The 22902-nt window shown below is 40.2% G+C and carries 22 protein-coding genes; 9 read left to right on the forward strand and 13 right to left on the reverse strand.

Features of this window, described 5'->3' with window-relative positions; genetic code table 11:
* Positions 1 to 75 precede the first annotated feature (75 nt).
* The 7 genes from G4420_RS13835 to G4420_RS13865 form a co-directional block, all read right to left on the reverse strand.
* Positions 76 to 1131, reverse strand: coding sequence for an AMP-binding protein (locus G4420_RS13835; protein WP_163324401.1), 1056 nt, complete (start codon positions 1129 to 1131; stop codon positions 76 to 78).
* A complete protein-coding gene (locus tag G4420_RS13840) occupies positions 1131 to 2159 on the reverse strand; it encodes an o-succinylbenzoate synthase (RefSeq protein ID WP_163324403.1) in 1029 nt (342 codons plus the stop codon). Before G4420_RS13840 ends, G4420_RS13835 begins: the two co-directional genes overlap by 1 nt.
* Entirely contained in the window at positions 2156 to 3061 is a 906-nt protein-coding gene (locus tag G4420_RS13845) for a 1,4-dihydroxy-2-naphthoate polyprenyltransferase (RefSeq protein ID WP_163324404.1), read from the reverse strand. The genes G4420_RS13840 and G4420_RS13845 overlap by 4 nt, the downstream gene beginning before the upstream one ends.
* Positions 3062 to 3193: 132 nt before the next feature.
* Positions 3194 to 4018 (reverse strand): 1,4-dihydroxy-2-naphthoyl-CoA synthase, encoded by an 825-nt coding sequence (gene menB, locus G4420_RS13850; RefSeq protein WP_163324406.1) that lies wholly within the window; start codon positions 4016 to 4018, stop codon positions 3194 to 3196.
* Positions 4019 to 4030: 12 nt separating this feature from the next.
* Complete coding sequence (gene menD, locus G4420_RS13855) at positions 4031 to 5713, reverse strand: 2-succinyl-5-enolpyruvyl-6-hydroxy-3-cyclohexene-1-carboxylic-acid synthase (protein WP_163324408.1); 1683 nt, start codon at positions 5711 to 5713, stop codon at positions 4031 to 4033.
* Positions 5700 to 6824: a chorismate-binding protein gene (locus G4420_RS13860; RefSeq protein WP_163324410.1), complete on the reverse strand. Its 1125-nt coding sequence runs from the start codon at positions 6822 to 6824 to the stop codon at positions 5700 to 5702. The genes menD and G4420_RS13860 overlap by 14 nt, the downstream gene beginning before the upstream one ends.
* Positions 6814 to 7251 carry a PaaI family thioesterase gene (locus G4420_RS13865; RefSeq protein ID WP_163324412.1) on the reverse strand — a complete coding sequence of 146 codons (438 nt, stop codon included), beginning with the start codon at positions 7249 to 7251 and terminating at the stop codon, positions 6814 to 6816. Before G4420_RS13865 ends, G4420_RS13860 begins: the two co-directional genes overlap by 11 nt.
* Positions 7252 to 7426: 175 nt before the next feature.
* Between G4420_RS13865 and G4420_RS13870 the strand changes: the two genes are divergently transcribed.
* Entirely contained in the window at positions 7427 to 8185 is a 759-nt protein-coding gene (locus tag G4420_RS13870) for a GDSL-type esterase/lipase family protein (RefSeq protein WP_163324414.1), read from the forward strand.
* 111 nt (positions 8186 to 8296) lie between these two features.
* Here G4420_RS13870 and G4420_RS13875 read toward each other — a convergent pair whose 3' ends face one another.
* The gene (locus G4420_RS13875) at positions 8297 to 9607 is read right to left on the reverse strand and encodes an MATE family efflux transporter (RefSeq protein WP_163324416.1); all 1311 of its coding nucleotides are present in this window, start codon (positions 9605 to 9607) and stop codon (positions 8297 to 8299) included.
* Between the two features lie 274 nt (positions 9608 to 9881).
* On the opposite strand from G4420_RS13875, the gene G4420_RS13880 reads away from it, so the two are divergent.
* The 3 genes from G4420_RS13880 (at position 9882) to G4420_RS13890 (ending at position 11500) form a co-directional block, all read left to right on the forward strand.
* A complete protein-coding gene (locus G4420_RS13880) occupies positions 9882 to 10481 on the forward strand; it encodes a superoxide dismutase (RefSeq protein WP_163324418.1) in 600 nt (199 codons plus the stop codon).
* A 252-nt stretch (positions 10482 to 10733) separates the two neighbouring features.
* Positions 10734 to 11312, forward strand: coding sequence for a superoxide dismutase (locus G4420_RS13885; protein ID WP_163324420.1), 579 nt, complete (start codon positions 10734 to 10736; stop codon positions 11310 to 11312).
* A gap of 14 nt (positions 11313 to 11326) precedes the next feature.
* Entirely contained in the window at positions 11327 to 11500 is a 174-nt protein-coding gene (locus G4420_RS13890) for a MarR family transcriptional regulator (RefSeq protein WP_163324422.1), read from the forward strand.
* Positions 11501 to 11684: 184 nt separating this feature from the next.
* On the opposite strand, the gene xylE is transcribed toward G4420_RS13890, so the two are convergent.
* The 4 genes from xylE to G4420_RS13910 all read right to left on the reverse strand — a co-directional run bounded on the left by xylE (position 11685) and on the right by G4420_RS13910 (position 17241).
* Complete coding sequence (gene xylE, locus G4420_RS13895; RefSeq protein ID WP_163324424.1) at positions 11685 to 13061, reverse strand: D-xylose transporter XylE; 1377 nt, start codon at positions 13059 to 13061, stop codon at positions 11685 to 11687.
* 216 nt (positions 13062 to 13277) lie between these two features.
* A complete protein-coding gene (gene xylA, locus G4420_RS13900) occupies positions 13278 to 14594 on the reverse strand; it encodes a xylose isomerase (RefSeq protein WP_163324426.1) in 1317 nt (438 codons plus the stop codon).
* Positions 14595 to 14656: 62 nt separating this feature from the next.
* On the reverse strand, positions 14657 to 16138 hold the full coding sequence (locus G4420_RS13905) for a xylulokinase (RefSeq protein ID WP_163324428.1): 1482 nt from the start codon (positions 16136 to 16138) through the stop codon (positions 14657 to 14659).
* A gap of 113 nt (positions 16139 to 16251) precedes the next feature.
* A complete protein-coding gene (locus G4420_RS13910; protein WP_163324430.1) occupies positions 16252 to 17241 on the reverse strand; it encodes a GntR family transcriptional regulator in 990 nt (329 codons plus the stop codon).
* A 308-nt stretch (positions 17242 to 17549) separates the two neighbouring features.
* Here G4420_RS13910 and G4420_RS13915 point away from each other — a divergent pair, with 308 nt between their 5' ends.
* Entirely contained in the window at positions 17550 to 18122 is a 573-nt protein-coding gene (locus G4420_RS13915; protein WP_163324432.1) for a nitroreductase family protein, read from the forward strand.
* A gap of 290 nt (positions 18123 to 18412) precedes the next feature.
* Here the strand turns inward: G4420_RS13915 and G4420_RS13920 are convergent, their stop codons facing one another.
* Positions 18413 to 19324 (reverse strand): proline dehydrogenase family protein, encoded by a 912-nt coding sequence (locus tag G4420_RS13920; protein ID WP_163324434.1) that lies wholly within the window; start codon positions 19322 to 19324, stop codon positions 18413 to 18415.
* A 285-nt stretch (positions 19325 to 19609) separates the two neighbouring features.
* Between G4420_RS13920 and G4420_RS13925 the strand changes: the two genes are divergently transcribed.
* The 4 genes from G4420_RS13925 to G4420_RS13940 all read left to right on the forward strand — a co-directional run bounded on the left by G4420_RS13925 (position 19610) and on the right by G4420_RS13940 (position 22885).
* A complete protein-coding gene (locus tag G4420_RS13925) occupies positions 19610 to 20206 on the forward strand; it encodes an OmpH family outer membrane protein (protein WP_163324436.1) in 597 nt (198 codons plus the stop codon).
* Positions 20207 to 20278: 72 nt separating this feature from the next.
* On the forward strand, positions 20279 to 21466 hold the full coding sequence (locus tag G4420_RS13930; protein WP_163324438.1) for a glycosyltransferase: 1188 nt from the start codon (positions 20279 to 20281) through the stop codon (positions 21464 to 21466).
* A gap of 344 nt (positions 21467 to 21810) precedes the next feature.
* Entirely contained in the window at positions 21811 to 21981 is a 171-nt protein-coding gene (locus G4420_RS13935; protein WP_082063502.1) for a DUF362 domain-containing protein, read from the forward strand.
* Between the two features lie 157 nt (positions 21982 to 22138).
* Positions 22139 to 22885 carry a hypothetical protein gene (locus G4420_RS13940; protein WP_163324440.1) on the forward strand — a complete coding sequence of 249 codons (747 nt, stop codon included), beginning with the start codon at positions 22139 to 22141 and terminating at the stop codon, positions 22883 to 22885.
* The last annotated feature ends 17 nt before the right edge of the window (positions 22886 to 22902 follow it).

A 22902-nucleotide genomic window follows, 5' to 3' on the forward strand; every position in this document is an offset into this window, starting at 1 on the left:
GTATCTAAACGAATAGGGTAAAACAAAGCTAACAAAATTATTGTTCAGCATTTTAAAGTCAGCTTTTGTTGTAGCCTAATTTTTTAAAATCAATTTCAACTTTTTTCGGTCTATCTTCCCATTTTCAGTGCGTGGAAGTTTTTCGATAAAACGGATGTCTTTTGGTTGCTCGTATTTTGAAAGCAATTTGGTGCAGTGGTTTTGAATGATGGTTTTAACTTCACCATCAACCTTTCCTTCAATTAGCAGAATTATTTTCTCTCCAAGATGTTTGTCCGGCGCCGAACTGATGGCATAGGGCAGGGGCATTTCTTTAGCCAATTTCTCCTCAATTTGTTCGGCCAGAAATTTTATGCCTCCGGAAATGATGACATTATCAACGCGGCCCAGTACTTTAAAATGATTACTATCTTTTAATTCACCCAAATCGTTGGTTTGGATGGCGCCGTTTTCAAGTCCCTGCATTACAATACGAATACAATCACGTTCATCCAGTTCAACAGAAATATCATCGAGACATTGGTAGCTATCGGTTTTATTGCTGCCATTTAATTGGCGAAGTGCAATGTGAGTTGCTGTTTCGGTCATGGCGTAACTCGAATAACATTGTGTCGAAATTTGTTGCAGCTGGTCTTCCAAAAGTTTTGGAATTGCAGAACCGCCGATCAACAGGTTTTCAATGTTTTGCTCAGGCAGTGCCAGGTATTTTGTTACCTGGTTAATTACCATAGCAGCAAACTTTATGGGCTTATTGTCTGACAATTTTGTAAAGTCTGATGCCGGATCAATAAGCAATAAATCGAGTTTTCCAATAAGTGCCCGCACTGTCATTAGCTTTCCTGCAATGTATCGACTGGGCAAACAATGCAATATGCTGTCGCCATCCTGTAACTCAAAAAAGCGAATGGTGCGCAATGCACTGGCTGCTACAAAATCCTTTTTTAGTGTTATGGTTTTTGGTGTTCCAGTACTGCCCGATGTTTGTACTTCTATATAATCATTTGTATTGTACCATTCTTCCAGAAATTCCAACCAGGTTTGTTCCCATTCGCTATCAGCTTTCTGTTGCAGCAACTCTTTTATGTTTTCCGATTGCCCGTTTATGGTAATATGTGATGGAAACAGTTCCATTACATTTCGAATGATTTTGCGGTGTTGTACCACAGCTTTTCGCCACGAATTTCTAATGGAGAGGAAATATTGTTCGTAAAAAGCTGACCGGTTCCCAATCCCTGGTGCATGGTAGTGTTTTTGGTAAAAGCCCACTGAGCAATGGCGTTTAATCCTATATTCGACTCGAGGTACGATGTGATCCACCAGCCTATAAAACGTTCGTTGGCCAGTTCAATCCATTCGTCGCAACCCGAAATGCCACCATGTAAACTGGGTTTTAAAACCAGGTATTGTGGCTGTATTGTATCCAGTAGTTGTATTTTTTCTTCGCGTTTGTTGATACCGATTAACTCTTCATCTAAAGCAATCGGCAGGGGAGTGGTTTTACACAATTCAGCCATTTTGTTCCATTGACCCGCAAGAATTGGTTGTTCTATGGAATGAAGTTGTACTTCTGCAAGCCTTTTCAATTTGACTGGAGCAGAATCTCCATCGAAAGCACCGTTGGCATCTACCCTTAGAATAATCTGATCGCTGGAGAAACGCTCGCGAACAGCTTTTAATAATTCCAGTTCCAACTCAAAATCTTTCGCTCCGATCTTTAGTTTGATACATCGAAAACCGGCTGCCAGTTTATCTTCTATCTGGTCTTGCATGTTTTCAATTTCATTCATCCATATCAGTCCGTTGATTGGAATACCGGCTTCTCCGCATGTAAAAGCTGATGGAAAAAGTTCTCTTTTTCTTCCATGTTTCAAATCCAGCAGTGCAGATTCCAGTGCAAATTTCAAGGATGAGAGATTTTGTAGCAAGTCAATATTATTGATGAAATTCTCAGGATTGGTAGATATTCTTTCCAGCTGTTCTTCAACTTGTTCAGGCGTTTCAATACTCAATCCCGGAAGTGGAGCACATTCCCCAAGCCCCGTTACACCATTCTCTTCCAAAAACAGATACCAAACTGTGCGTGCTTTTAACACCTCGCGCGATGTTTCGGCAGGTTGTTTAAAATGCAACTCATATTTTTGGTAGCGTGCTTTTATCATGATAGTAGCAATCCGAGCGAGAACAGTAACGTTAATGCCAAAGTTTGCAATGCCAGTCGTTTTAAAAACGGATCAAGCTGGCGGCTGTCTTTTATGCGGAATATTTTTACAAGGTCGATAATTGAAACCGGCAATACCAACAGAAATAACCACTGCCACGCCGTTTTTTGTTGCTGAAGTGTAAAAACGATCAGCGCAATCCACGCCAATAAAATAATTGTTGCGTGGTAAATGCGACTTTTAAGTGGCCCAAGTTTTACTGCAATCGTAATTTTCCCCGACTCTTTATCGTTTTCAATGTCGCGGGTATTGTTCAGGTTTAAAACTCCTGTGCTGAATAATCCCATACTAATGGCCGGCAGCCACACGACAGTTTCAATAACATTGTTGTGCAGGTAAAAAACACCGATCACGGGCAGCAGACCAAAAAAGAGAAATACAAACAAATCGCCTAGTCCAATGTAACCGTATGAACGTTTGCCGGCCGTGTAAAAATAGGCGGCTAAAAGAGCCAGTATTCCCAGTCCTATATATACAAAAAATGCTGTTGGACTGTGATGCCACGTTCCAACAAAAACCAAAATAATTCCCAACAGAAAACTTAATCCGGCAATTACAGACATCCCGGATTTCATTTCTTTGATGGTAATCTCGCCACCCTGCATCGTTCGTGTTGGCCCCAAACGCTGATGATTGTCGGTGCCTTTTTGAAAATCACCGTAATCGTTGGCAAAGTTCGAAAACACCTGTATCAACGTGGCAGTAAGCATTGCAAGAATAAAAATTTGCCAGTTAAACCCATGCCAAAATGCTGCCAGTGCCGAGCCCATTAAAATGCCCGACAATGCCAGAGGCAAGGTGCGTAACCGTGATGCTTTTACCCAACTTTTTGCTGTTGCCATACTTGATACTTGATGCTAGATTTTGGATACTTGATACTGGATACCCCGACGCTGCGGTCGGGATTTGACTGTGGCCGATTTTCAATTCGCTTCGCTCAACTCGTAACTCGTGGCTCGTATCTCGCGGCTTTATTACGGAAATTTTGGGTATTTTTTAAAGTCAGGTTTACGTTTCTCAAGGAAGGCATGTTTTCCTTCCTGTGCTTCCTCGGTGAGGTAATAAAGCAAGGTAGCGTTTCCTGCAAACTCCTGAATTCCAATCTGACCGTCGAGTTCGGCGTTCAATCCAAGTTTTAGCATACGCAGTGCCAGCGGACTGTGTTCCTGCATTTTTTGAGCCCAGGAAACCACCTCGTCTTCCAACTGGTCAAGCGGAACAACTTTGTTTACCAGGCCCATTTCAAGCGCTTCGGCAGCCGAGTACTGACGGCACATAAACCATATTTCGCGTGCTTTCTTTTGGCCCACAACACTGGCCAGGTACGACGATCCTAATCCTGCATCGAAGCTACCCACTTTTGGTCCGGTCTGACCAAAAATGGCATTTTCGCTGGCAATACTAATGTCGCAAACCACGTGTAACACATGGCCGCCACCAATGGCATAACCATTCACCATGGCAATTACCGGTTTTGGCATGCTGCGAATTTGTTTTTGCACTTCAAGTATGTTCAGTCGTGGAATACCATTTTCGTCGATATAACCGCCGGTTCCTTTTACATTCTGGTCGCCACCCGAGCAAAAAGCCTTATCTCCGGCACCTGTCAGCACAATTACATTTATGCGGTTGTCTTCACGGCAAAGGTGCAAAGCATCGCTGATGTTGTTTACCGTTGTTGGACGGAATGCATTCCGCACCTGCTCGCGGTTGATGGTGATCTTGCCAATTCCATCGTAATAATCGAAAAAGATATCTTCGTATTCTTTAATGGTTTCCCATTGTCTTTTTGTATTCATTGTATGTTGTTTTTATTGTTTTACAAACTTAAAAAGGCCCCGGAATGTTTTAGTATTCACTTCTGCATCGGTGAAAACTTCCAGGATTGTGGCATTTTTTCTTATTGGGGAATACAACTCCGTGAGTGAGTCTTTTAACTCCGACTCATTTTCAGCACTTAAATAATCCAATCCAAAAGTATGGGCAATACCTTGTGCTTTAAATTTGTTTTCGGCAAAAAAATGCTGCTGGAAAGCGGGTGATTCGCCCGGTCCTTTTATCAAACTAAAGATGTTCCCACCTCCATTATTGATTACAATAATCCGCAGATTCTCGTTGATATAATTGTTCCAAAGCGCATTTGAATCGTAGAAAAACGACAAATCACCAATTAGGACTGTATTTATTTTTTCAGAGACAGACGCATAACCCACTGCAGTTGACATTGGTCCGTCGATTCCGCTGGTGCCACGATTACTTAAAAAAGTGGTGTTGTTTGGCCAGTTGGCAATTAACGCGTATCGAACAGGTGAACTGTTTCCCAAGTGCACAACCGAATTCTCGGGAATTGATTGGCCAACTTCTGCAATGACTTTCAGATCAGAAAACTGGCTTTCTGAAATATATTTGTCTCGCAGTTGATTGACTTCGTTCTCTTTGTTTTTCCAACGATGCAAATATTCCTGTTCTTTCTCACCTACTTCAGAGAGTAATTGTGAGAAAAAGGTGATTGCATCGGTTTTCACCACTTCTGTAAGCGATTGGTAAGTATCGTAATGATCGTTGGCCGGCGAAAGATGCCAATGTTGACCGGCTTTGTTTTTGCGCAAGAATTGTTTCAGTGCTTTAGAAACAAAATGTCCGCCAAAAGTGATCAGAATATCCGGTTGAAAATCAGAAGGAACGTCAGCCAGAATGGCCGCCATCAGCGTATCGACGCTTCCACAAAAACTTTCATCTTTCAGGTTGGCCAGATGTTCTTTTAAAACAACGGCACCGGTTTTTTCGATAAACCTTACCAGAAGTTTTTCCAATTCCTGATTGGGATTTTGTTGCCCGGCCAAAATCAGTACTTTATTTGACGAGTCAAGCTCAGAAGCTAACTTATTTAGGCTTGCTTTATTGATGTCTAAAACTGATTCTTTAGTATCGATCGCTTTTGTTGCCGGTATTTCTTCGTCCAGCAAATCATGTAACGGTTCTTCCAGCGGAACATTGATATGCACCGGCGCTGGTTTCCCCGAAACAGCAGCGTTTAAGCACTCGTTTATTTCGCGTGCAGCCTGCCATAATTCGGTTTCCGATTCTTCCAACGGGAGGTTGTATTCCTTTTTTACAAAATTGGAATAAATACCTCTTTGATTGATGCACTGGTTTTCAAGCTGGTCGATCCAGTACTCCGGACGATCGGCAGTGATAACGATCAGCGGAATAGTTAAATAATACGCCTCGGCAATGGCAGGTGCGTAGTTTAAGGTTGCTGTTCCCGAGCTACAGACAATAGCAACCGGTTTGTTCAGGGCTTGTGACAATCCCATTGCAAAATAAGCTGCACTGCGTTCGTCAACTATGTTGCGGCAATTAAATAAACCACTTCCCACAAAAGTGTTTATCATTGGCCCGTTTCGCGATCCGGGAGAAATAACCACGTCATTTATGCCCTTCTGATGAAGGAGTGCTGCCAGTTGTTGAACGTGTTTTTTAGTTGAGATCATTCTGTCGTATAGCTTCTATTGCCGATAACAAGGTTTTTGCTTTGTTGTTGGTCTCTTCCCATTCTTCTTCGGGAACCGACCGCGAAGTAATTCCGCCACCTGCATAAAGCATGTATTTCTCCGGAATTATTTCCATGCAGCGCAAATTTACAAATAATCTTACTGAATCTTTTAGTTGCCAGGGACCAAGAAATCCGGTATAGTAACGCCGGTTGTGTTTTTCGATGGTACTTATAAATTTATCGGCTTTCGATTTTGGGAAACCACAAACCGCCGGTGTTGGATGCAACTCGGCGATAAAATCACCAAGACAGTCGTCCAGTTTCTTTTTGGCAAACAGAAAACTGGTGAACAGGTGCGCCACTTTTCCGCTTTCCAGGGTTTCCGGTCCGCGTGTGGTGTAGCGGTGAATATTAAATCGATACAGCAGGTCAACCAAATAGCGTGAGACAAAAGCTTGCTCTTCAATGTCCTTGGTGCTCCAGCCGTATTCTGTCCCCGAAACACGGGGCTGCGTACCAGCCAGCGAAACGGTCTCCATGGTTTTTCCTTCCGATTTTAAAAGAATCTCAGGAGTAGCTCCCATCCACAAACCGGCTTTTGGCAGGTTAACCATATACACAAAAGCGTTTGGCGTTTGTTCGAATAACTGGATGTATAATTTCCCCAGCGATTCATTTTTTCGTTCTGCCGGAATAATGCGCGAAACAATCGCCTTTGCCAGTTTCGTATTTTTTATGGTATTTACGGTTTGCTCAATGTCGGAAAGATATTCTTCCTTTTCAATTATATAGTGCGAAGTGTAGTTCGCCTGTTCTTTCTGCCCGGCTTTTACATCGTTCATATTGAGTTTGAGGATTTCCTCTATGCCCGTTTTGTAAATGTCTGGTTTTAACAGAATCAGCGGTGTCTCTTCGCTGACATGATAAGGTGCAAAAACAAATCCTTCCTGCCCGTTTAGGCGGCTCACCTCGTTGGGATAAAACAATGCTTCCTGGCACGAAATAAGCAGCTCGAGCGTTTTGTCGCCGGGCACCGACCAGAGAGCAAAAGAGCAGTTAAGCGTAACGAGTTCGTCGATCAGATGTATTAATCTTTCGTTATCGGTCATTCTTTTCAGTAATCATATTGGTAACACGTACAGATGAAATCAATCTCCCTTCTTCATTGCAAATATCAACATTCCACACATGCGTTTGTTTGCCCCGATGAACGATTTTTGCAACTGCCAGCGCCTTGCCTTTTTTTAACACGCCTGTGTGATTGCCGTTTACCATTATTCCGAGCACTTCATACGCATTCATGTCAACCAGTAACATGCTGCCCAAACCGGCAAGAGTTTCGCCCATTGCCAGGTTGGCGCCACCATGTAAAATGCCTCCCGGGCGCGAATTTTTTGCAGAGAGATCCAACATTCCCTCAACTCTTCCTTCCTCAATTTTTGTAATCTCAATTCCGAGGCTGCCAACCAGCGTGTCCCTAATGGCCTGATTGATCAGTTCAACGGGTGTGTCGAATGATAATAGTGTAAAATCCATAGTGCTATCCTAAAACGAGACTAAAATAACGGATAGTTTTCGAAAATTGCCAAAATGGCTTTTGTAATTTTAGTTTGGATTTCGAAATGAGGGAGATTTCAACATTGAGAAAGTGTTAAACAGCCCAATAAATTCGTTACATTTGTTTTTCGTAAATCAACTTAAATAGATCCAAATGAGTATTTCCAGAAGAAACTTCTTATACAAATCAACCGCAGGAGCCGTGGCTGCGGCAAGTATTTCAGGTATTGTTTCGTCATGTGTTTCGGAACCGAAACAAAAGGCAGCATCAATTTTTGCAAAAGGTGCCACGGTATTGTTTCAGGGCGATTCGATAACCGATGCCGGTCGCGACAAACAAAATGAATCACCTAACCGTGCCTGGTCGTTCGGAAACGGTTATGCTTTGCTTGCAGCTTCGCAACTATTAAATACCTATCCTGCAGAACAACTTTCTATCTATAACCGGGGTATTAGTGGAAACAAAGTGTTTCAGCTGGCCGATCGCTGGGACAAAGATTGTATTGAATTAAAACCTGATGTGCTGAGTATTTTAATTGGTGTGAACGATTATTGGCACACACGCAACGGGAATTACGACGGTACCATTGAGATTTACGAGAATGATTACCGCGCTTTGCTAAAACGTACGCAGGAAGCTTTCCCGGGAGTGAAATTGGTTTTGTGCGAGCCATTTTATGTACTTAAAACAAGTGCAGTTGACGAAACATGGATTGAACCCATGCAACAATACCAGGCAGCTGCAAAAAAGATATCGGACGAATTTGAAACCATTTGGGTACCTTTTCAGAAAGTATTTGATGAGGCAATAAAACACGCTCCGGGAACCTACTGGACACCCGACGGAGTGCACCCTTCAATGGCCGGTGCCGAATTGATGGCTGCGGCCTGGCTGAAAGCTGTTGGTGAATAATCGGATACGATATAATTTTCAAGATTGAATTCTAAATATCCAATATCCAATTTCGAATACTTGATCATTGAGCATTCTAAATTGAGTATTGGATATTTTTTCTAATCATTATTATTCTTTCTTAGTCAATGGCTTCAATATTGTCCTTCTATATAAAAGCGATAAAATAACTCCCCGCGAAACCATAAAAAGCAACATTCCCATCCAAAGGGCGTGATTATTCCAAACCGGATTTAAGAAATAATAAACCGGTGCAAAAATCAGCAAAGTTGAAACCAGCAGGCTGTTTCGCATGGGGCGCGATGCTGTTGCGCCGATATAGATTCCGTCCCAAATAAATGAGCCAACACTTGCAATTGGAATAAGCACCACCCAAACCAGAAACTTTTGAGCGGTTTGGATAACATCTCTCTGCGAGGTAAGAAGTTTTAAAATAAAATTGGTGCCCGTCCAGTAGAGTAGGGTAAAAATAATTGCCAGTCCCAGTCCCCAATAAAGCAGCAGTTTTACTACCTTTTTTAAGTTTTCAATCTGTTTGGCTCCTATAAATTTACCTACCAATGCTTCGCCGGCAAAAGCAAAACCATCGATAAAAAAGGAGAAGAACATTAAAAACTGAAGTAAGATTGAATTAACGGCAAGTACTGTGTCGTTAATGCTGGCCGATTTCGAGGTAAAAAAGGTAAATACAACTATAATACAGAAAGTGCGGATGAAAATATCGGAATTTACCCTAAAGAAACTTGACATAAATTTTAGGTCGATAATACCGGCTTTGGTGACATTAGGCAACATACTCCGGTATTTTTTTAGCAACAGAACAATGGCGGTTAATAGCCCAACATACTGCGAAATAGCCGTTCCTAAAGCTACACCTTCTGATTTCATATCAAGGCCAAAAACAAAAAATGCACTCAGCAGAATATTTACAACATTAACCACAATTGCAATAATCATGGGGTAGCGTGCATTTTGCATACCCAAAAACCACCCGCTAAAAACGAACAGACTTAGAGCGGCAGGAGCTGCCCAAACGCGGATTCGGAAATAGGCTTCGGCAAGCTTTTCAACTTCAGGACTTCCGCCTATAACTTTAAAACTTCCCCAAGCGATGGGGGACTGTAGTAGCAAGATGAAAACACTAATAATAAAAGTTAGAATCAAGGCGCGAACCAGGATGGTAATGGCTTCGGCCGGTTTTTTTTCGCCGAATGCCTGTGCTGTGAATCCGGAAGTGCTCATACGCAGAAAACCAAACCCCCAGTAAATGATATTAAAAATCACACTCCCCAGCGAAATGGCACCAATGTAAATTTCCGATCCAAGGTGCCCCATCAGGGCAAGATCGATCAAGCCCAGCAACGGAACGGTTATGTTGCTGATGATATTGGGAAGGGCAAGTTTTAATATGCTTTTATTCATCCTTTTTTATTGGGGGGCAAAGGTAATATTATTGATCAGGCCATTAAAAAGATAAAAGTAAATAAAATTTTTACGGTTTCTTTTCTGCTTATATACTGGGCTTTTGTCTCAATTTTCAGAATTAATTCATTGAAGTTCTGTATTTATTAATTCCTTCTATGAACAATAAAGGATTTCAATGTGTTTTATTATTCGAAGATTTGGATTAATTCTAAATAGCGTCTATTTTTGCCAAAGAGAAATAAACATATTTAAATCTTTAAATAATAATAAAATGGCATTTGAATTACCAAAATTAGGATACGATTACACGGCACTGGAGCCACATATTGATGCAAGAACGATGGAAATCCATCACAGTAAGCACCATGCAGGTTATACAACAAACCTGAATGGAGCAGTTGAAGGAACTGATCTTGCAGGAAAATCAATAGAAGAAATTTTAAGTGGAGTTTCAGGTCAATCGACAGCAGTACGAAACAACGGTGGTGGATTTTTTAACCACAATTTGTACTGGGAAGTAATTGCACCAGGTGGTGCACCGACTCCGGAAGGAGTTTTATTAGACGCAGTAAATGATTCATTTGGAAGCATAGAAAATTTTCAGGAAGCCTTCACCAAGGCAGCTTTGACTCGCTTTGGGTCGGGTTGGGCATGGTTGGTTCTTCAAAACAATAAGCTGGTGGTTTCGTCTACGCCCAATCAGGATAATCCGCTGATGGATATGGCCGAAGTTCAGGGAACTCCAATTTTGGGGATTGATGTATGGGAACATGCATATTACCTGAACTACCAAAACAGACGTCCGGATTATGTGAATGCATTCTGGAATCTCATCAACTGGGATGAAGTCGCCAGGCGGTTTAAAGGTTAGTTGATTTTTGGTTTTTTCCCCGGGGCAGAGGCTCCGGGGTTTTTATTGCTCTTTTGAGTCGTTTTATGTTAATTAAGATTCTCATTGTGAGAATTCTAATCCATTTTTGCAACCTTCTCGATGATTCTGATTCGCCTAAATTTTATTTAAACTCCTTCCAAATTAAACCTCCAGCTAATCCTTTTTGGCCCAAAAACGTTGTACCTTTAGCAGACAAAAATCAAAATTAGTAATCTTTAAACAAGGAAAATTATGGCATTTAGTTTACCAAAACTTCCGTATGCAAATAATGCATTGGAACCAGTAATAAGTGAAAAAACAATCGAGTTCCACTATGGAAAACATCACCAGGCTTATGTGAACAACCTTAACAACCTGGTGGAAGGAACAGAGTTTGAAAACGCAAGTCTGGAAGACATTGTTAAAAAGTCCGAAGGTGGAATTTTTAATAACGGAGCACAGGTTTGGAACCACACTTTCTATTTTATACAATTTAACCCTGATGGTTGTAAAGAGCCCAAGGATGAATTAAAAGCCGCTATTGATGCCAAATTTGGATCGTTTGATGCTTTTAAAGAAGCGTTCTCGAAAGCAGCTGCCACTTTGTTTGGCTCGGGCTGGGCATGGTTGGTTGTTGATGAAAACGGCGATCTGGAAATCGTTCAGACAAGTAACGCCGGCAATCCATTACGCGATGGTAAAAAGCCTATTCTCACCTGCGATGTTTGGGAGCACGCCTACTATCTGGATAAACAAAATGCACGTCCGGCTTATGTTGCCGATTTCTGGAAAATTGTTGACTGGAAAGTTGTTTCAGAACGTTTTGCCTAAAAAAAGGAATAGGAATGAGTACAGATAAAGTACTGGCGGCCATGCAGGCAGCTGGAAAACCGTTGAAGGCCGGCGAAATTGCTGAAGCTTCAGGATTGGATAAAAACGAAGTAGATAAAGCAATGAAAGTGCTGAAGGCCGAAGAAAAAATTGTGTCACCAAAGCGTTGTTTTTGGGAACCAAAATGAGGAGAACAAAAAACGGGATTTTAACAATCCCGTTTTTTTTATCGTTTCAACTAAATACCAATTGTTCTTTAAAAGTGCGTATGGAAATTTAAAGATTACAATGGTTAATGCCAATACTACAACAAAGGAGCATTCTGAACAAAGTGAAAGAATGCGACATTTTCTTGTTTAATCGGTATAAAAACTATTTTTTCCAGAGATATTCCATCTCCTCCAAAGTTTTTCCTTTTGTTTCGGGTACCATCTTCCACACAAAGAAGAAAGACAGTAAACTCATTAATCCATAAAAACCATAAGTTACAGCACCGCTAAACTCCATCATGGCCGGATAGGTTGATGAAATAAAGTAGTTAGCTGCCCACTGAGCAACAACTGCAATTGCAACTGCACGACCACGAATTTTATTCGGGAAGATCTCCGAAATAAGAACCCAACAAATAGGTCCCCACGACATCATAAATGAAGCAGTATAAACAATGATGAATATAAGTGTGCTAATTCCTATTATTTCGAATAAAGCTAAGCCTGCTATAGCAAACATTCCAACTGCCATCCCGATTGAACCAACCATTAATAGTGGTTTACGTCCCCATTTATCAACCGTTACAATGGCTACAACGGTAAAAATAACGTTCACTAATCCCATTACAATGGTTTGCAACATCGAAGCATCTTTTGCGGCTCCCATACTTTCGAATATGCGTGGTGCGTAATATAATGCCACATTAATTCCTACAAATTGCTGAAATACTGAAAGCAGAATACCAATAATAATTACCAATTTTCCGTACGACCATAATTTGCCTGAATGACTTTCAACGGTTGCTTTAATATCATTAAGAATTTCTTTTGCCCTGCTTTTTCCATTTATTTTTTCAAGAATAACAAGGGCTTCGCTATCTTTTTGTTTCAAAGCGAGGTATCGTGGTGTTTCGGGAACGAAAAACAGCAATAGTCCAAATAAACCAGCAGGTATCGACTCGGATAAGAACATTCTTCTCCATCCGATTTCGTTGATCCATTCCAGCGTTTGACCATTAGCAATTCCCCAGTTAACAAAGTATACAACCAACATTCCAAAGATAATCGCAAACTGGTTTATCGAAACTAATCGTCCACGAATATCTTCAGGGGCAATTTCACCAATGTACATGGGAACAATAGCCGATGCCATTCCAACGCCAATTCCTCCAATAATACGGTAGAAATTAAACATGTATAGCAGCCCTAAAGAGGCCTGGCCTTTGTCGAAAAATAAGAATTCGGGATATCCTGAACCCAGCGCTGAAATAAAGAAAAGCAAAGCGGCGATCATCAGCGATTTCCTACGGCCAATTTTTAGAGCAAAAATACCCGATATTCCACCACCAATAATACAGCCAATTAAGGCGCTTGAAATGGTTAAGCCGTGAATTAGAGTACTTAGGCCCTGACTATCGATGAGGAAGGCTTGTACCGATTTTTCGGCACCTGAAATAACCGCTGTATCGTAACCAAACAGCAAGCCTCCTAGTGTGGCTACAATGGTTATCGAAAAAATATAAAAACTATTATTTTTCATAGTATTGGTAATGTTAGTTTGGTGTAAAGAAGCCCAATCCAAACAAATTTTTGAACCGGGCTTTCTTTAAATATGATTTAAGATAAGTCTTGATCTATCTGATTTAGATATGTGTTATATATATGCATTAAATGGCTACTTTAATTATTCATATTTATATAATCATCTCATAATAAATCTAAGAATAGATTCAAAATACTCAGGTTCCTTATCTAATTAAATATACATGTTTACAATTGCTTCGTACAATTCTTGCTTACCACTTATTTGTTTTGGTTCGCCATTGGCTTTTGCATATTCATATACATCTTCAAAAGAAAGTTTTCCTTCTTCGAATTCTTTTCCTTTACCTCCGTCAAATGACGCATAACGGTCGGCAAGCATTTTTTCGTAAGGAGAATCTTCCAGAATAGCAGCTGCAGTTTCCAATGCACGTGCCATAACATCCATTCCACTGATGTGTGCAATGAATAAATCTTCTAAATCGGTTGAGTTACGACGGATTTTTGCATCGAAGTTAGTACCTCCGCCTTGAATACCACCACCTTTTAGAATAACGATCATTGCCTGTGTTAATTCATACAAGTCAATTGGGAATTGGTCGGTGTCCCATCCGTTCTGAACATCGCCACGGTTAGCATCAATTGCACCAAGCATACCATTGTCAACGGCGCATTGTAATTCGTGTTCGAATGTATGACCGGCCAAAGTAGCATGGTTTACTTCAATATTAATTTTGAAATCGTTCTCCAACCCAAATTCTTTTAAGAAGCCGATAACTGTCTCAGTATCTACGTCGTACTGATGTTTCATTGGCTCCATTGGTTTGGGCTCAATTAAGAATGTTCCGGTAAAACCTTTTGAACGACCATAGTCGCGGGCCATTTGCAACATTGTTCCAAGGTGTTGTTTTTCACGTTTCATGTTGGTGTTTAACAACGACATGTAACCTTCGCGTCCTCCCCAGAATACATAAGCTTTACCTCCAAGTGCAATTGTAGCATCGATTGAGTTTTTAATTTGAAGCATTGCACGTGCTGCAGTATCAAAATCAGGGTTAGTGCTGGCACCGTTCATGTAACGTGCATGAGAGAATACATTGGCAGTTCCCCACATCAGTTTAATACCAGTTTCAGCTTGTTTTTCTTTTGCATACTCAACAATTGCTTTCAGGTTAGCTTCGTATTCTTCAATGCTGTTGCCTTCATCTATTAAGTCGATATCGTGGAAACAATAATATTCGATACCCATTTTTGACATGAATTCGAAACCTGCGTCCATTTTATTTTTTGCTGCTTCCAAAGCATCAGCAGCACCAACCCATGGATGATCTTGTGTAGGGCCACCAAATGGATCACCACCATCGGCGCAAAGGCTGTGCCACCATGCCATTGAGAATTTAAACCACTCGGCCATGGTTTTACCATAAACTACTTTTTCAGGATTGTAGTAACGGAAAGCCATTGGATTTTTACTGTCTTTTCCTTCAAATTTGATTTTTTCCACTGATGGGAAGTAAACTTTTGTACTCATATTGCTAATTCTTAAATTATTATTGTTGTTGTTAATTTGTCTGTAACTCCAGTTAATATTGTTTAGATGAATTTCTCCAATAAATTCTTCCAGTTGCCGTAAGCTTCTTCGTATTCAGCTTTTTTCTTCAAGTCAGGTTCAATGGTTTCCAACTTTGTCAGGCTGCCAAATGCCTCATTAAACGATTTGTAATATCCTGATCCAACTCCGGTACCTCGTGCAGCACCAACCGATCCGTCGGTATTGTATAATTCGATTGTGGCTCCTGAGATTCCAGCAAGCGTGTCTCTGAAAATTGGACTGAGGAACATATTTGCTTTCCCTGCACGAATAACAGACGGATTAATACCAATATTTCTCATGATTTCCATTCCGTAATTGAACGAGAAAACGATTCCTTCCTGAGCTGCACGCAGCAGGTGCCCTTTATCGTGAATGTTAAAACTTATACCGCTAAATTGTGACCCGATGTTTTTGTTCTGAAGAACACGCTCAGCACCGTTTCCAAAGGGTAGGATAGAGATGCCATCCGACCCGATAGCCACTTTTGAAGCCAGGTCATTCATTGCTTCATACGAAAGATCTTCGGCCACCATTCGTTTCAGCCAGGCATTTAAAATACCTGTTCCGTTAATACACAGCAAAACTCCAAGTCGTGGATCTTCCTGCGTATGATTAACGTGAGCAAATGTGTTTACCCGCGACTGCGGATCGTATTTAATTTCGCTGCTTACACCATAAACCACTCCGGAAGTTCCGGCTGTTGTGGCAATTTCTCCAGGATTCAGCACGTTTAACGACAATGCGTTGTTGGGTTGGTCGCCCGCACGGTAACTTACTTTTGTTTTAGTTGATAGACCAAGTTCGGCAGCCGTTTTAGCGCTTAGCTGGCCCGATGTTGCAAAAGTAGGTACTATTTCAGGAATAATATCGGACGAAAAACCGTAGTTGTCGAACAACATTGTAGCCAGGTCGTTTTCTTTGAAATTCCACATAATACCCTCAGAAAGACCGCTGATGGTTGTTTGTGCTTCGCCAGTAAGTTTCATCGCAATATAATCACCAGGAAGCATAATTTTATGAACCTTCCCAAAAGTCTTGGGTTCATTTTCTTTTACCCATTTTAGTTTCGATGCGGTAAAGTTACCCGGTGAGTTTAACAGGTTGGTTAAACAACGCTGGCCACCAATTTCTTCAAAAGCTTTATCGCCATAAACAGCAGCGCGGCTGTCGCACCAAATAATCGAGGGGCGCAAAACTTCCAGGTTTTTGTCTACCATTACCAAACCATGCATTTGATACGAAATACCAATCGACTCAATACTTTCTTTATCAATATTAGCGATTGAGAGAACTTCTGCCAAAGCCAACTTCAGATTTTTCCACCAAAGCTCCGGCTCTTGTTCTGCCCAGCCTGCTCTGTGTGCGGTAATTTTCATTTCCTGTTTTGGGTAAAACGATGAAGCTACCAGGTTTCCACTGTTTGCTTCTACTAACGAAACCTTAACTGAAGAGCTTCCGATATCGAGTCCTAATAAGTGCATGATTATAAGTGAATTTATTTATTTAGTTTTTAATCTGTTCTGTTCTGATACGGTGCAAAAATAAATCTATTTTGTATGATCTCAAACTTTAAAAAAAATGTTTTAAAACATGTTTACAGCGACGACCTGAGTTTTAGGGTTGTTGGAATCTCAACATTTACAGGCTTGCCCTGTACTATAAACTCAGCTGCTTTTTTTCCCATTTGGTTAAAATCGGTTGAAATTACTGTTATGCCTTCTTTAACGTATTTTTTCATTGGTGTTTCGTTGTACGAGATCACGCCGACTTCGCGGCCGGGTTCAAATCCTTTTTCAGAACACTGATCAAGAAATTTTGCCAGCGTACGATCGCTCACCAGAAGATAAAGGTCTCCTTTCTTTAAGTTAAATTCATCGAAGGTTGTTATCACCCTGTGGTTTAAATTATATTTCTTAGCAAAACGTTCGAAATGGTCCACAATCTCACGCGGGTGATAAGTGAAATCAGGATAAAAAAGCGTAAAACGTTTGTATTTCGATATAGCACTTTTATTTTCATCGAGGCAATTATAAACGGCTTCACCGAAATTCTGAAAAACACTCGATTTTCCTTCTCCATTTATTTTCCAGTCGATAATAAGCAACTGTTCTTCCGGAATTTTATCAATAATACTTTTCACCTTTTTGTGTTCGAAATTCATTACAATATATTTGGTGTAACGTCCCACGCTTTCGGTAATAATCTTATCGAAAAGGTCGATGTTGTAATGGTGAAAATGCAGATCAACACTAATGTTTTTAGGCAAATGGTTCAGAATAGAGTGATAAAGCACTTCTTTGTATGCCTTAAACGTATCGAGAAACAAAAATATCTTGGTAATTTTTCGGGTAACAAAATAACCTCGGTTGGGAACCGATTCTACCACACCACGTTTTTTAAGCTCAGCATAAGCCTTAAAAACGGTATCTCTCGATAGTTGGCAATCTTTCATTATCTGATTTACCGAAGGAAGCATGTCGCCTTCTTTTAACTCATTCCTACTGATAGAGTCGAGAATGGCGTCAACCAATTGCTGAAATTTCAGAACATTTGAGTTCTTTTCGATCGTGAATTTTATATTCATTAGAATGGTTTTATTTCAGAACCCCTATTCTGTTCTGTTCTACAAATCTAATAATAATAATTGTAATTGCCTCCAATGTAATACAAGTGTACAGTAAATAGTACATTAACTGTATTTAACATTTATTAAAGTTGGCCGGCGCAATAGTTCCAAAGCTAACACGTTTTGGAATAAAAGGGTAGAGTGAGGTTATTTTTTCTAGTGGTTAAGTTTGGTCAGCAATTCTTTTTTAGCCTCAGGTTCTATCCTTTTTTCTTTTAATTTGAATTTAGCTTATTAATTTTACTTCAGAATAAGAAGTAAAAATCATGATCAAAGAACTTATAACCCGTAATCGCAGTTATCGCCGCTTTGATGAGGCGGTAAAAATTTCTTCAGAACAAATTACCAAATGGATAGAGTTGGCCCGGCTTTCGGGGAGTGGCAGAAATGCACAACCGTTAAAATATGCCATTGTTACCAAAGCTGAAAAGTGCGCAAAAATTTTTCCTTTTCTGGGATGGGCCGGATATTTGACGAACTGGAAAGGGCCGGCAGAAGGGGAGCGACCAGTGGCCTATGTTGCTGTAATTAAAGACCTGAATATTGCCGAAAACCATTACTGCGACGATGGAATTGCCATGCAAAGTATTTTACTCGGAACTGTTGAAGATGGTTTTGGCGGTTGTATGATTGGGTCGGTAAACAAAGCCAAGGTAGCAAAATTGCTGGGGCTGAATGAAAAACAAGAGTTACTATATATTATTGCGTTGGGAAAACCTGCCGAAAAAGTTGTAATTGATGAGGCTAAAGATGGTGAAATAAAATACTGGCGCGATGAAAATGGAGTACATCATGTACCGAAACGGCCGATTGATGAAATCGTTATTATAAATGATTAAAAGCATCGAACATTAATGATTCCATGTGAACATATACAGAACTAAAAAGGAACTTAATTATAATTCACAGGATTTGCTAAGAATAGGCTCCCTTTTATAAGGGGAGCTCCCGTTAGGGTGAGGGGTAATTAATTTCAATATTTTGTCTCATTACCCTTTTGTCTGTCGACATTTTCCCTTAGAAAGGGAAAACAGCTTTAACGTTGACCTCAAAAGGATGTGAGTTTGTTGCAGGAAAAGCATAAAAAAAAGGATGGCACTGCCATCCTTTTCGGTTTAACTCCTAAAAATTACCCCCTTATAAAAAGTGCCTTAATTATATGTTGAGCCATTTTTGGATTCTCTTTTAATCTTCGGGTTGAATAGTTAAACCATTTTTCGCCAAACGGAACATACACACGCATTTTGTGCCCGTTGTCGACGATTAACTGGCGCAGTTCGGGTGTTACCCCGTACAGCATCTGGAATTCGTACATATCTTTCGGGATATTCATTTCACCGATCATCTTCATCGATTCCTCAACCAGATATTTATCGTGAGTAGCAATTCCCACGTACATTTTATTTTCGAACATGTATTTCAAGTCCTTCAGGAAATGCTTGCGAACTTCTTCGTATTCTTTAAAAGCAATATTTTCGGGTTCAACGTAAATTCCTTTACACAGTCGGAAACTGATCGGGTAATTGGCGTTGTTCAGGTCGTTCAGTGCTACCAAATCACTTTCGGTACGGCGTAAATACGCCTGAAGCACCAACCCAACATGTTTTGGAAATTCCTTTCTTAAACGGCGGAAAATATCCAATTCGATATCAACACATTGCGAGTCTTCCATATCAATACGAATGAAAGAATCTTTTTGCGCAGCGAACTGAACCACTTCGCGAAGCAGGTTGTAGCACACCTCTTTATCCAGAAGCAACCCAAACATGGTGGGTTTTATCGAGAAGTTACCTTTTACATTCTCCGAAGTAAAACGCTCAATCACTTCCAGGTATTCGTCACGGTTTTTTTCTGCTTCATCAAGTCTGGTAATAAATTCACCTAAAATATCAACCGTAACTTCAATTCCCTTTTCATTCAATAGTTTTGAGGCAAGCAAACCTTCCTCCATCGATTCGCCTGCAATGTACCTTTTCGAGAAAACCCAAACCAGTTTTTTGGGCATGTAAGGCAGCATATTTGCTATTAACTTATTCAACATTTTATAATTTAGGTAAATACTATTTTTCGCAGCATAAAAATACTATGTGAGACTCCCCTCGTGCAATGACGTTTATCATTGGCATATCATGATTTTAGGCAGCTTTTTTATAGAACTTATTGATTATTAATAACATGAAAAAATTGTTAATTAGAGTAGGGCATTTCCGCTAAAAAAGTATCTTTGTCGGGATTTAAAAAGTTGAACCTAAAAATTTATTGAAGATTACAGTTGCCCGTAGCGCGACTTAAATTCAGTATATTGATGAAGTAAAAAATAAAAAAGATGAAAGGAACATCGTTAGTAGTTAGTGTAGTGCTTTTTGTTGCAGTTGCAGTTTTGTACGTTTTACATTTTACAGGTAACGGCGCCAGTGAAGGAACACCAATTAAAGCAGCTGCCGGAACGGGCGGCGATTTGAAAATCGCTTATATTAAAGCCGATTCAGTGCTTTTAAATTACACCTTATCGCAAGATTTGCACGATGAGTTTACCAAACAACAGGAAGCTTATACTACTGAGTACGGAACTAAACGCCAGTCGTTTGAAAAGGAAGCAGCTGCTTTCCAGGAAAAACTTCAGCGCGGAGGCTTTTTGACTGAACAACGTGCCGTTCAGGAACGTGATCGTTTATTGGGTAAAGAGCAGGAAATTCAAAAGCTTGATCAGGAGCTGTCCACAAAACTGGCTAAAATCCAGCAGGACAACAACAATCAAATCCTGGACAATATGATGGATTACCTGGATCGTTACAACGAAAAAGCCGGTTACGATTACATTTTAAATGGTGCAAACGTATTAGTTGGCCCTGAGGTAAATAATATTACTGCCGATGTTTTAAAGGCCTTGAACGAAGAATACGAAGCCACAAAAACAGAATAATACAACATAAGCATATAGGGAAATCCGGGTTAGCGCCCGGATTTTTTTTGCTTTTTATTTTAGCTTTGTCCTATGTTCGCCGATAAATACCTGGAAAAGAATCAGCACAAAAACCTCATCAATGAGTTGCCCGAAGCAGCGCCGGGAATAATTGTTGTTATTCCGTGTTTACGCGAAACGGAGTTGACGAAAACTTTGAACTCGCTGAATGCATGTGATTTGCCGGGATGTATGGTTGAAGTGATTCTGCTTATCAACCAATCGGAGGCAGCGGACGAAGAAACAATCCGAATAAACAAACAAACAAAAGCTGAGGCGGATGAATGGATAGCGACCAACCCAAAAACCGACATTCGGTTTTATGCTGTTGGCCCCATAAACCTGAAAAAGAAATGGGCAGGAGCAGGTTTGGCACGCAAAAAGGGAATGGATGAAGCCATCAGCAGATTCAATCTCAACGATAACAAAGATGGAATTTTAGTGTCGTTGGATGCCGATACACTGGTGGCAAAAAACTACCTGGTTGAAATTGAGAGGCATTTCTGGGAACACCCGAAACAGGTTGGTGCTACACTGGCTTTCGAACATCAAAAACAACAGCTGGATAAAAAGCACCGCGAGGGGATTGAGCTTTACGAACTGTACCTCGATTATTACAAAAGGGCACTTCATTATTGTGGTTATCCGTATTCGCTGTTCACTATTGGTTCGGCCTTTGCCGTAAAAGCTGAAGCTTACGTTAAACGTGGAGGAATGAACAGGCGACAGGCTGGCGAAGATTTTTACTTCCTGCAAAACCTGGTGCAAATTGGCCGGGTTGGAGAAATAACGTCCACAAAAGTTTATCCATCAGCACGATTATCGAACCGGGTGCCTTTTGGTACCGGCCCGATTTTGCAAAAATGGATGAAAGGGGAGGAGGACCTGACACTTACATACAATTTCGAAGCGTTTAAAAACCTGCATCAGTTTTTTGCTCAAAAAGATCGTTTATTTAAAATTCACCCAAACGATTATTTGGAGTTTTTGAACAATTTAAATATGCCTGTAAAGGAATTTCTAGAGCTGGATAAATTTAGTATTGAGCTGGAGGATTTAAACAACAATTGTTCGCGTTTGGAAACTTTTCAGGTACGTTTCTTCCAAAAATTCAATGCCTTTAAAATCCTGAAATTTCTGAATTTCGCCCACGAAAAATTTTATCAGAAAGTGGATTTGCAGCTGCAGGTAAAATTATTGAATCAGGAGCAGCTGGATTAAAGCTTCTGCAGTCGAAGAACAACTTCTCTCAAACAATTTAAAATTGTGCATTTCTATAGATTAATTTGTTGAACCTCAGATTTTAGTGCCGTGATATTCCTGTTGGAAACCTTCGGATTAATAATATGGAATGATTCCATTCCGAAAAATTAGCATTAGTAAAATTAACAAAATGAAGATTAATTGAATATTAATATGTGCATAGGTAGTAATGTATTGAATGTTAGTTGTTTTTAGGATGTTACTGTAAAACATGTCAATAAAATGTTTTTTGAACTTTGATTTTATATCAAACTTTGTACTTTTGCTGAAAACGAGAATGTTTAACTTTAAAATTCATTGTTATGGCATACAAAATTTCAGATGAATGTATCGCATGCGGTACTTGTATCGATGAGTGCCCGGTTGACGCAATTGCAGAAGGTGATATCTATACCATCGATGCAGAGCTTTGTACAGACTGTGGTTCATGCGCAGAAGTTTGTCCGGTTGAGGCAATTGCTATTGAAGAATAGTCCGCTCATCATAAAGACATTAAAGCTCGCGCATGCGGGCTTTTTTTATGCCCTTGCGCAACCTTTCCCGCATATTCCCCGTCTTGCGAATATGAAAAACCTAATCCTGTTTAGTATCTTATTGCTTGGTTTGTTGTCTGCCTGTAATAAGGATAATATGGAATTTTCAGATCCTGAATATCCAGGCAAGTATTGTATTTTATCAGATGCAGAACGTAATGATCTGTTCAATGATTTTCAATCGGATTTAAAAATGTATTTCGAGATCGATTCTTTTGGTTTTCCTGATAGAAAGAATGAGACTCACTGGGGAAGTGAGCTTTTTACCGAAACTATTAATGATACTGAATCGGTTGAGAACATCATAGATTCGTTTATTAATGCTAATCGTGAATTATACGGGGTAACGGATTTTTCGCAGCTTAAGCCCGAACGGTTTAGTAGTAGCTGGGCAAGTTACGGCGGAGTCCTGGTTCAGGAAAATGAAAACGACCGAAATCGTTGGATGGTACGATTTAAAAACCAGGTGTACAATGGCATTGAAGTTTATGATACGAAAATAGGAATGTATGTTTCAGCCAAAGGAGTTTACCAAACTTATGGTCACTGGTATTCGGTTATTCACTTGCCACTGAAAGAAGATGTTTCATATGATGAAGCCAAACAAACATTAATTGGCCGAAAATTTCAATATTATGATTGGGGAGGAGGAAAGGAAACGGTAATTACTGCAGATGCATTTTATACCGACGATAATCCCGAAATGATGATCGTTCCCTATCGCCGGGGCAATTGTATTGAAATGCGTTTATGCTGGAAGATAGCTTCTAAAACAATCTGGAATTTTTATGTGGACGTAATGAACGGAGAACTAGTGTTGAACGAGCAAACAGTCTTTTTTTAGTTCGGGAATCAAACCAT

Origin of the sequence: Draconibacterium mangrovi, from assembly GCF_010586825.1 — a bacterium.
Classification (GTDB): domain Bacteria; phylum Bacteroidota; class Bacteroidia; order Bacteroidales; family Prolixibacteraceae; genus Draconibacterium; species Draconibacterium mangrovi.